Annotated in this window: 6 protein-coding genes and 2 riboswitches; of the genes, 3 read left to right on the top strand and 3 right to left on the bottom strand. The window is 63.6% G+C overall.

What is annotated here, in order from left to right; translation table 11 throughout:
• The first annotated feature begins 551 nt into the window (after nucleotides 1-551).
• Entirely contained in the window at nucleotides 552-2024 is a 1473-nt protein-coding gene (pyk, locus tag PI87_RS13930; protein WP_039598303.1) for a pyruvate kinase, read from the top strand.
• Between the two features lie 6 nt (nucleotides 2025-2030).
• On the opposite strand, the gene hemN is transcribed toward pyk, so the two are convergent.
• On the bottom strand, nucleotides 2031-3515 hold the full coding sequence (hemN, locus tag PI87_RS13925; protein WP_039598302.1) for an oxygen-independent coproporphyrinogen III oxidase: 1485 nt from the start codon (nucleotides 3513-3515) through the stop codon (nucleotides 2031-2033).
• Nucleotides 3516-3749: 234 nt separating this feature from the next.
• Between hemN and PI87_RS13920 the strand changes: the two genes are divergently transcribed.
• A complete protein-coding gene (locus tag PI87_RS13920) occupies nucleotides 3750-4865 on the top strand; it encodes an ABC transporter substrate-binding protein (protein WP_198139560.1) in 1116 nt (371 codons plus the stop codon).
• 172 nt (nucleotides 4866-5037) lie between these two features.
• On the opposite strand, the gene PI87_RS13915 is transcribed toward PI87_RS13920, so the two are convergent.
• Both PI87_RS13915 and PI87_RS13910 read right to left on the bottom strand, forming a co-directional pair.
• Nucleotides 5038-5364: a hypothetical protein gene (locus PI87_RS13915; protein WP_039598301.1), complete on the bottom strand. Its 327-nt coding sequence runs from the start codon at nucleotides 5362-5364 to the stop codon at nucleotides 5038-5040.
• Nucleotides 5365-5617: 253 nt separating this feature from the next.
• Entirely contained in the window at nucleotides 5618-7468 is a 1851-nt protein-coding gene (locus tag PI87_RS13910) for a YadA family autotransporter adhesin (protein ID WP_039598300.1), read from the bottom strand.
• Between the two features lie 499 nt (nucleotides 7469-7967).
• Between PI87_RS13910 and PI87_RS13905 the strand changes: the two genes are divergently transcribed.
• Entirely contained in the window at nucleotides 7968-10088 is a 2121-nt protein-coding gene (locus PI87_RS13905; protein ID WP_039598299.1) for a UvrD-helicase domain-containing protein, read from the top strand.
• Nucleotides 10089-10228: 140 nt separating this feature from the next.
• A riboswitch (glycine riboswitch) is annotated at nucleotides 10229-10326 on the top strand.
• Between the two features lie 13 nt (nucleotides 10327-10339).
• Nucleotides 10340-10468: riboswitch (glycine riboswitch) on the top strand.
• Nucleotides 10469-10503 lie beyond the last annotated feature (35 nt).

Raw genomic sequence — 10503 nt, 5'->3', positions numbered from 1 at the left:
CCGTTTCATCCCCTGCCGGGGCTGACTCACTTTCTTTGTCTTGCCAAAGAAAGTAAGCAAAGAAAGGCGCGCCCAAGCGGCGAAAGACTCCTTGAATTTATGTCGCAGGGAGGGAGGAGAGGCAAACTCGCTTCGCTCAGACAAGCCTCCCCTCTTTTTCCTCCCTGCAACAGAAATTCAAGGCGCCGCATAGGGCAAGGGACGGCCAAACAATCGGTCCACAAGCGCAGTAGCAACAAGCAATAAGCAGCACAGCAGCAAACAAGAGCCTGAAGGGGCAGCGCACCGATTGTGTGTCTTTGCCCTGCCCTAGATGGCGCCTTGAATTTGTGTAAGCGGGCGGAGAAAAGACGGGGAACTGTTTGAGCGCAGCGAGTTTTCCCCGTCTCCGCCCGGTTACACAAATTCAAGGAGGGTGTCGCCATCTCGGGCGCGCCTTTCTTTGCTTACTTTCTTTGGCAAGACAAAGAAAGTGAGTCAGCCCCGGCAGGGGATGAAATCAAGGGATGGACCACTCAGGTCCAAACACAAACCCACCGGAGCAATCCAAAGTGCGCCGCTTCCGCAACACCAAAATCCTCGCCACCCTCGGCCCCGCCAGCAGCGACAAAGACACCATCCGCGCGCTGTTCGACGCCGGCGCGGACGTCTTCCGCCTGAACTTCAGCCACGGCTCGCACGAAGACCACCGCAAGCGCTACGACGCCGTACGCGCAGTGGAAGCCGAGACCGGCCGCCCCATCGGCATCCTGGCCGACATGCAAGGTCCCAAGCTGCGCATCGGCACGTTTGCCGAAGGCCGCGTCGTGCTCAAGAACGGCGATCGTTTCGTACTCGACCGCGACCCGACACCGGGCGATGTCACGCGCGTGCACCTGCCGCACCCGGAGCTGTACGCCGCTGCCGCACCGGGCCAATCGCTGTTGCTCGATGACGGCAAGATCCGCCTGGCCGTGGAAGCCGCTGACCCGACCGCCATCGTCACCCGTGTGGTCGACGGCGGCCCGCTGTCGGACCGCAAGGGCGTGAACGTGCCGGACGCCGTGATCCCCATCCCCGCACTCACCGAGAAAGACCTGCGCGACCTCGAGTTCGCCCTGTCGCTGGGTGTGGACTGGATTGCACTGTCGTTCGTGCAGCGCGCCGAAGACGTGATCGCCGCACGCGAGATCATCGGTGACCGCGCCGGCCTGCTCTCCAAGATCGAAAAGCCCGCAGCACTGCTGCACTTGGAAGACATCGTGCAGGCCTCCGACGCGCTGATGGTGGCGCGTGGCGACCTGGGCGTGGAACTGCCACCTGAGCGCGTGCCCGGCGTGCAGAAGCGCATCCTGCGCATCGCGCGTCAGCACGGCAAGCCGGTGGTCGTGGCCACGCAGATGTTGGAATCGATGATCGAAGCGCCGGTGCCGACGCGTGCGGAAGCCTCCGACGTGGCCACCGCCGTGTACGACGGCACCGATGCAGTCATGCTGTCGGCCGAATCGGCCAGCGGCAAGCACCCGGTGGCGGCGGTCAGCATCATGAACCGCATCATTGCCGAGACCGAGCGTGACCCGCTGTACCGCAACCTGATCGACGCACAACACCAGGCCCCGCTGCCGACGCGTCAGGACGCCATCTGCGCGGCCCTGCGCGACGTGACGCACATCCTGGGCGCGGTGGCCACGGTCACCTACACGTCCAGCGGCAAGACCAGCCTGCGCGCCGCACGCGAACGGCCGCTGGCGCCCATCGTGAGCATCACGCCGCGCCTGGATACGGCGCGCCGTCTGGCAATCACCTGGGGCGTGCACAGCACCGTGAGCGCCGACGTGCACAGCGTGGATGAAATGGTGGATGCGGCGTGCCGCGCTGCCGCACGCGAAGGCTTTGCCGTGTCGGGCGACCAGATCGCCATCACGGCGGGCATGCCGTTTGGTCAGGCCGGTTCGACCAACCTGCTACGCCTGGCCGAGATCTGGCCGCAGACCGTCGTCACTGCGCAAACGGAAGTGAATGCGCAGGAGCCGGCAACAGCCTAACGTGGGTCAGACCACCTTGGAGTAGCGCGGGACAAAGGCGACGGGCTTGCCCTCCGCCTCGACCGCGCGCTCGGTACCCGCGGCGCGCAGGTGCGCGTCGAACACCATCGCAATGCGCCGCACCAGCAGCCGTCCTTGCGGGGTGATGAGAATGCGTTCATCGCCCACCTTCACCAGACCCGCGTCTTCGAGCGGCGCCAGCGCTTCCAGCTCATCGGCAAAGGTGCGCTTGAAGTCCAACCCATGCGTGGCGCCAAACGCGCGCATGTCCAGCTCAAACCCGCACATCAGCTCGCCAATCAGCGCGCGTCGCACGTGGTCGTCCGGCGTGAGCGACAGGCCGCGCAGCACCGGCAGCGCGTTGGCATCGATGCGCGCGTAGTACGCGTCGAGCTCCTTTTCGTTCTGCGCATACACGTCGCCCACGCGGCTGATGGCGGACACGCCAAAGGCCAGCAGGTCGCAATCGGCATGCGTGGAGTAGCCCTGGAAGTTGCGCTGCAGCCGCCCTTCGCGCTGTGCAATCGCCAACGCATCATCCGGCCGCGCGAAGTGGTCCATGCCGATATAGACATAGCCCGCGTCAACCAGACGCTCCACCGTCATTGCCAGCAGGTCGAGCTTCTCGTCGGCCGTGGGCAGCGTGAGGAGATCGATGCGGCGCTGCGGCTTGAACAGATGCGGCAGATGCGCATAGCTGTAGACCGACAGCCTGTCCGGCGCCATCTCCAGCACGCGGTCCAGCGTGGCGTTGAAGGTCTCCGTACGCTGATGCGGCAGACCGTAGATCAGGTCGAAGCTGATCGACTCGAAGCCGAGGCGGCGCGCACTCTCCACCACGCGGCGCGTGTCTTCCACGCTCTGGATGCGGTGGACGGCGCGCTGCACATCTGGGTCAAAGTCTTGAATGCCAAGGCTGGCACGGTTGAAGCCAAGATCGGCCAGCACCTCCAGCGTGGCGTCGTCGGCGTGGCGCGGGTCGAGTTCGACGGAGATTTCCGCGTCCGGCGTCAGGTCGAAATGCTCGCGTGTGGCGGCCATCACGGCGCGCATCTCATCGTGCGTGAGGAAGGTGGGCGTGCCACCGCCCCAGTGCAGTTGCGTCACGCGGCGCAGCGGGCCGATGTGCCTGGCCACGAGCGCCATCTCCTGCGCCAGGGCGCGGATGTAGCGCGCACTGCGCGAATGATCCTTGGTGATGACCTTGTTGCAGCCGCAGTAGTAGCAGAGGTTCGCGCAGAACGGCAGATGCATATACAGCGACAGCGGCGCATGCAGCGCCGGTGCAATCGCGGCGCGGCGGTGCAGCGCGTCGAGGTAGTCGGCGTTGTTGAACCCGGCGTGGAAGCGGTCCGCCGTCGGGTACGACGTATAGCGCGGGCCGTGCGTATCGAAGCGCTGCGCCAGCGCGCGCACCTGCGATGCAGACCAGCGGAAGGCGGCGTCATTGGCGGCCGCATCCTCGGCGGCCGGTTGGGCAAAGGGGAACATGGGGCGTGGGGTGCGAGGGCGATGGTTGATGCTATGCCTGTGCTCCCGGCGGCGCGTTGATATGTGTCAACGTCGGTCAATACGGGTTCAAACGCGTCGATCCCTCCGTCGGGAGGGGCTTAACTTCACGGATCTGTCACGTTCCGCCGCCTAACATCGACGATTGGCGCGCGCCCGCCTGCCTGGCCGGTCACAACAAAAACAACGCGCCGTCGATTCGCCTTTGGGGGAAGCATGATCTGGCAGACACTGGCACACCGCTGCGCGTGTGCACTGGTTTGCGCGGCCGCCGTTGTGACACTGACGGCGCATGCGCAGGGCAACACCACCTTCGTCGTCGGACAGTTGATCGAGCGTGGCGGCGCCCAGGCCGACTACGCGCGCGACTTCATGGCGGGCGCCAAGGTCGCGTTTGATGCGGCCAACCTGAGCGGCGGCATCAAGGGCCGGCGCATCAGCCTGATCCGCCGCGAAGTCGAACAGGCCGAGGCGGTGCCACAAGCCCTCGACATGGTCGAACGCGATCACGTGGAGGTGCTCTTTGGCGTGAGTGAGCGCCTGTTGCCCGCGTTAACGGCCTCTCCGGAAATCGCGCGGCGCAATGTGCCGCTGCTGGCGCCGCTTTCGGGCGCCACGTCCACCTCTGACAACGTCTGGTTCATCCGCCCCGACTACGACCACGAGATCATCGCCGCGCACAACCGGCTGCGCCAGTTCGGCATGCGGCGTATCGCGTTGGTCACCACCGCGGGGTTCGATCCGCAGATCGGCACGCGCCTGCGCAACACCCTCGCCAGCACAACGCCGGCGAAAGGCGAGGCGGCAGAAGCGCTCGACCTCTATACGCTGGCGGGAGATCCGGGCGAATTGGCAGCGCGCATCGCCCCAACCAAGCCGACCGCCGTTATCGTCGCTGGCGATACCCTCGCCTATGCCAGCGTTGGCCGCGCGCTGGCGCAGCACGGTTGGTACGGCTTCTTGGTCGGGCTCTCGTCAGTCAACCCGCAGGTGGCGCGAGAAATTCTCGGCACCGGCTACAGCGGCGGCATGCTGCTCGCGCAGACCGTGCCCAATCCTGCGGTCGGCAACACGAAAATCACGCGCGAGCACATCGCGCGCATGAAGCAGTTTCTGGATGAGCCGCCATCAGGAGCGACGTTGTCGGGCTATATCGCGGCGACGTATCTACTGCAGTCGATGAATGCGGCGGGTGGCAAGGTGGCCGGGGCCGAATTGCGGCGGGCGCTGCAGACGCGGGTGGATGTGGGGGGATTTACGTTGGACTTCACGCGCGGGAATCGTGGGAGTGAGTTTGTGGACTTGAACTACATCCAGGGGAATGGGAATTAGCGGTTGGCGGTCCACTTCCCTTTCGCCCCCTGCCGGGGCCAGCTCACATTCTCTGTCTCACTAAAGACTAAAAACCGGAAAGACAAAGGACAACGGCCACACCCTCAGGACGCTGGCGGTATCGCCATGCCCTGGGTGTGGCCGGAGTGCGGGTCGTTGGTTATGCGGCGTCTTAGTTGCCGATCTTGCCGCTGACCTGGTTTTCCTGTTGGTTCAGGGTGCGCTGTTCTTGCTTGGTGATGTGGCCGCCATTTTGCGAAGCCATATCGCGCTCTTCCTGGCGGATCTTGCGATCGTCCTTGTGCAACTGGCGGGCTTGGCCCTTGGTGATTTCGCCTTCCTTCACTTCGTTGTGGATGCGCTTGTCTTGGTTGGCAAGGCGGTGGTTCACCTCGGCGCGGCGCGGGTGATCCTTCTGCCATTGCGTTTGTGCGAAGGCGCCGGTGGTAGCAGACAGGGCGACGGCGGACACAGCCAGGATTTGGACGATGCGGTTCATGGTGTTCTCTCCAGGGTGGTGATCGGGCGGCCGATCCATTCAGCCGCTGTCCTGCCTATAACGACCCGCTTCTGCCGCAGGCTTACTGCCGTCGTGTAACCGCGCGTAAGCGGTGTAACGGCTGCGGGGAAAGCGAGGGGCGCAAACGAGTGCGGTCGCCCAGCCGGCACCTCCGCCGATGTGCTTACCAAGAAAAAAGGCGCATCGGCCAAAGCCAATGCGCCTGTCGCCACACGTTCAATGCAGCAACGGCTTACCAACCGTAGCCTGCGCCAACGCCCACGTTGTACTCGGAGCCGCCCGCTGTGGAACCGCCGATCGTGACCGTCGCGCGCGAGCCGACTTTGCGCTGGTAGCCGACTGCCAGGGCGGTCTGGCCGCGGTACAGGCCGGTGCCGATGGCAATACGGTTATCGGTCTGCAGGCCGGCGGCGCTGGCGACCATCGTCGTCATGGCGGCGTTCATCGCACCGACGCGATTGACGCGGCTGTCGAGCTGGTCGAAGCGCTGGTTGACCTGGCTTTGCAGCGTGTCGACGCTTTGCTGGATCTTGGCCGTCTCGCCCTTGAGCTGCTGAACGTTCACGGCATCGGTGTCTTGTGTACCGGCCATCACGTTGGTGATGACGCGTTCGTTGCCAGCGGAGCCCACCGACACCGTGTTCTCACGGTCCGCGACCGAGCCCGCGCCCAGCGCCACGCTATTTTGCTTCGAGGCCGAGGAACCGGCGCCGAGCGCCACGCTGTTATCCGCCGAGGCTGACGCCTTGGCGCCGGCTGCAGTCGCGTTGGTGCCGGTCGCCTGCGCGTTTTCCTTATCACCGCTGCCGGCGTTGCCGCTGCCGCTGCCGATGAACCTTTGGTCGGTCGGGCCGCCATTGCCACTGCCGCCGTCGCCCTGCTCCAGACCGGTGAGCCGGCCGTCCAGGTTCTTGAAGACATCGCCAACGTTGTTGTAGGTGGCGCCACCCACTGTATAGGTCGGCGAGATGATGGTGCCGCTTGCGCTGAGCGAGGTGCCCAATGCCGAGGCAACCGCCTGATTGGTCGCGTACAGCTGAGCACCATTGATGGCGTCCATGCTATCCGCCGCCACGGCACCTGCCGCCACGTTGGTCAACGTGGTGCCATTGGCGCCGCCGAGCGAGACTTTCGACCTGGTGTCGTCGTCATACGTCACGACGTTGGCGAGGGAACCGTCGTCCTTGACCAGACCGGACTGCTTCAACTGCCCCAGGTTGACCGCATCGCCGTCTTCCGTGCCATCTGCCACGTTCTTGATCTGCGCCGGCTTGCCGTTACGTGCCAGATCAACGTTGCCGCTGGCGTCGTACTTGACGGCACTGGCGTCCAGATCCGCTACCTGCTTGCCGACCGCTTTGAGCTGGCCGACGTTGGCAGCATCGGTATCAGCCTCGCCCGCCGTGACATTGGCTAGCCTGCGGGTGATGGCGTTGCCCTCGGCATCCTTGCCGGCAAAGTTCACGCTGTCGCCCGCGGTGTCCTTGGCGATGGTGATCTCGGACGAGGCATCCACCTGTTGCACGAGGCCGATCGCGCCGTTGACGATTTGCTGGTTCAGGCTGGTGATGCTGTCGCCGTTGGCTTTGATACGGTTGTTCAGGTTGCCCAGCGCGCTGCCGACGTCGCGGTATACGGTTGTACCGGCGGGGTCCGTCGGATCTGCGTAGAGGCTGTAGGTTGGCGCAGTGACCGCGCCAGTGACGGAGTTGACTGCTGCCCCGCCGCCCAGCGCTCTGGCGATTCCGGCGTTGACGGATGAGAACTGACCATAGTTGATGGCATCGGTTGTGTCCCGGCCATTGGCGACGCCCATCAAGCGACGGTTTTCACCGAGTTCATTTGCAATGTTGACAATGGTCCCATCAGTACCGCTGCCAATATTGATCGTTCCGCTGAAGGGGTCCTGCTCCACCAACTGGGCCATTGCGCTTGGTGCCCAGATAGCAGTTGCACCCGCCACCAATACAGAACTGACCGCGCGCACTGCGGCGCGCCCCTTGCCGTGCCCGCGCGCGATTTCCGAAACCGCTGTCCATGTGCCGGTCGCTTTGTTGCGAACGACGCGATATGCCTTGTTCATGTCAATCCCTCTGCGGAAATGAAAGTCGAATTCGGTGCCGATTCAAACGCTGTATCGGCGGCCGCAGAGTCTGGGGAAATCACGGAATCAGTTCCGTCGATTTGTGTGTCAATCGCAATGAATTGCGGAAATTGAAGAATCAGAATGCGCTGATAACACGCTGCATCCTGTGTGTCGTGTTGTTGCTCGTGACAACGCTGAAACGATGTGACGTGGCAGAAGACCTTTCTTCGGCATCACGAAAAGTCCCAAAGATCGGCAAATTCTTATTTTTCTATTTGACGGCGATCCATCCATCGACGTTGGGTTGGCTGCTGAGAGTTTCAGCAAGACAGGGCGCCCGTCCGGTACGTGAAAATCGCCTTCATCAGCACCTCAGAAAATGCCTGTCCGGCACGGCGCTCGACCATGTGCGCGCCACGCCAGAAGGGGCGCCAAGCCCTGTCGCCCACGCGTGCTACCATCGCCGTCCGCCTGCAATTCCCGCCTGTTTGCCCCCATGTCTTCCGGTCTCGCCCACGGGCTCAATGCTGCCCAATCCGAAGGTGTGCACTACCTCGACGGCCCGTGCCTGGTGCTGGCCGGGGCAGGCTCCGGCAAGACGCGTGTGATCACGCAGAAGATCGCGCACCTGATCCTCGACAAGGGGTTCGAGCCCAAGCACATCGCCGCCGTCACGTTCACCAACAAGGCGGCCAAGGAAATGCAGGAGCGCGTGGCCAAGCTGATGGACGGCAAGACGCGCGAAGACGGCAAGCGCATCCCCATCAAGCAGTTGACGGTGTGTACGTTCCACTCGCTGGGCGTGCAGATCCTGCGGGCCGAAGCCGAGCACGTGGGCCTCAAGCCGCGCTTCTCGATCATGGATTCAGACGACTGCTTCGGCATGATCCAGGAGCAGCTGGCGACCACCGACAAGCAACTGATCCGCCGCGTACAGAGCACGATCTCGTTGTGGAAGAACGGTCTCGTCGACCCGGAAACCGCGATTGCCGAAGCGCTCGCCAACAACAACGTTGATGATCACCAAGCCGCGCTGGTCTACCGCAACTACGTCGCCACGCTGCACGCCTATCAGGCGGTGGACTTTGACGATCTGATCCGCATTCCCGCCGAGCTGTTCGCGCGCAATGAAGACGTGCGTCTGAAGTGGCAGAACCGCCTGCGCTACTTCCTCGTCGATGAATACCAAGACACCAACGCCTGCCAGTACCAGCTCCTGAAGCTGCTGGCGGGCGGCTCGCACCTGCGTGCGCCGGCCTTCACGGCGGTGGGCGACGACGACCAGGCCATTTACGGCTGGCGCGGCGCCACGCTCGACAACCTCAAGCTGCTGCAGACGGATTTCCCGAACCTGAAGGTGATCAAGCTGGAGCAGAACTACCGCTCCACGGTGCGCATCCTGAACGCCGCCAACGCGGTGATTGCGCAGAATCCGAAGCTGTTCGAGAAGACGCTGTGGAGCGAGCACGGCATGGGCGACAGCATCAACGTGACGGGCGCCAATGACGAAGAGCACGAGGCCGAGAGCGTGGTCTTCAAGCTCTCCGCGCACAAGTTCGAGCGCCGCGCGCAGTTCCGGGACTACGCGATCCTGTATCGCGGCAATTTCCAGGCGCGGCTGTTCGAGCAGATCCTGCGCCGCGAGCGCATTCCGTACGTGCTTTCCGGCGGTCAGAGCTTTTTCGACAAGGCCGAGATCAAGGACCTGTGCGCGTACCTGCGCCTGATCGCCAACGCCGATGACGACCCCGCCTTCATCCGCGCCATCACCACGCCCAAGCGCGGCGTGGGCAATGCAACGCTGGAAGTGCTGGGCGCGTTCGCGGGGCAGGCCAAGGTGTCATTGTTTGAGGCGGCGATGATGGGCGGCATCGAGGCGCAACTTGGCTCCCGTCAACTGGAGCCGCTGCGTGTGTTCTGCGAGTTCATCGTGCGCCTCTCAGACCGCGCCGCGAAAGAGCCCGCCAGCACGCTGCTCGACGAGATGATGGAAGGCATCCACTACGAGGCCTACCTGTACGACACCTATGACGAGCGCCAGGCCCAGAACAAGTGGACCAACGTGCTCGAGTTCACGGAGTGGCTCAAGCGCAAGGGCACCAAGCCCGAGAAAGAAAATGACGAAGAGGCCACCGGTTTCGACAATGCCGATGGCTTGATGGATACCGGCAAGAACCTGCTGGAACTCACGCAGACCATCGCGCTGATCAGCATGCTTGAAGGCAAGGAAGAGGACCCGGATGCGGTGCGCTTGTCCACGCTGCATGCGAGCAAGGGGCTGGAGTATCCGCACGTGTTCCTCGTGGGCGTGGAAGAGGGCATCCTCCCGCACTGCCGCGAAGACGACGACCTGACCGACGAGAAGATCGAAGAAGAGCGGCGGCTGATGTATGTGGGGATTACGCGGGCGCAACGCAGCCTGCATATCAGCTGGTGCAAGAAGCGCAAGCGGGCGCGAGAGACGGTGGTGTGTGAGCCGTCCCGCTATATCGCTGAGATGAAGTTGGGGGATGACGCGGGGCCTACCCCGGAGGATTCCATGCCGGCCATGTCGCCCAAGGATCGGTTGGGGGCGTTGAAGGGGTTGTTGTCGGCTAAAAAGCCCGTGGTTTCCTGATTGTTCTTGGCCGTGGTGGTCCATTCCGGTTTCGCACCCTGCCGGGGCTGAAACAGAAGATGGACCACCAACAATAGAACCCAGCCCTAAGACCTCCCTCATCCCCAATTGACAATCCCAGCCCCCTTCCGTAAATTCCGCTCATCCATCCGGGAGAGCGTGCCCGCCGCACACGGCAAGGCACCGCCGAAGGGGTAGCACCCAAAAACTCTCAGGCACCAAGGACCGGGCGGATCGGCTGGACATGCGTCCGACCGCACTCTGGAGAGCTGGCGCCGCACGACCACTGCGGGCGCCCACCGAAGGGGCTCACGAACCGGCGCGCACCGCTATGCGCCCCGCTTTGCAATCTCTCAGGTACCAAGGACAGAGGGGCCATCTGCGCAGCTTGCATCTTCATGGCGTCACCATGAGG

The sequence above is a fragment of the Ralstonia sp. A12 genome (assembly GCF_000801955.1).
Taxonomy (GTDB): domain Bacteria; phylum Pseudomonadota; class Gammaproteobacteria; order Burkholderiales; family Burkholderiaceae; genus Ralstonia.
The sequence above is the reverse complement of the archived record's forward strand: the minus strand, read 5'-3'. Positions and strand labels throughout refer to the sequence as shown.

What these genes read in the sequence shown, in the direction of transcription:
- hemN (WP_039598302.1), bottom strand. Translation starts at nt 3,515, where the DNA reads ATGTTCCCCTTTGCCCAACCGGCCGCCGAGGATGCGGCCGCCAATGAC.
- PI87_RS13920 (WP_198139560.1), top strand. Translation starts at nt 3,750, where the DNA reads ATGATCTGGCAGACACTGGCACACCGCTGCGCGTGTGCACTGGTTTGC.
- PI87_RS13915 (WP_039598301.1), bottom strand. Translation starts at nt 5,364, where the DNA reads ATGAACCGCATCGTCCAAATCCTGGCTGTGTCCGCCGTCGCCCTGTCT.
- PI87_RS13910 (WP_039598300.1), bottom strand. Translation starts at nt 7,468, where the DNA reads ATGAACAAGGCATATCGCGTCGTTCGCAACAAAGCGACCGGCACATGG.
- PI87_RS13905 (WP_039598299.1), top strand. Translation starts at nt 7,968, where the DNA reads ATGTCTTCCGGTCTCGCCCACGGGCTCAATGCTGCCCAATCCGAAGGT.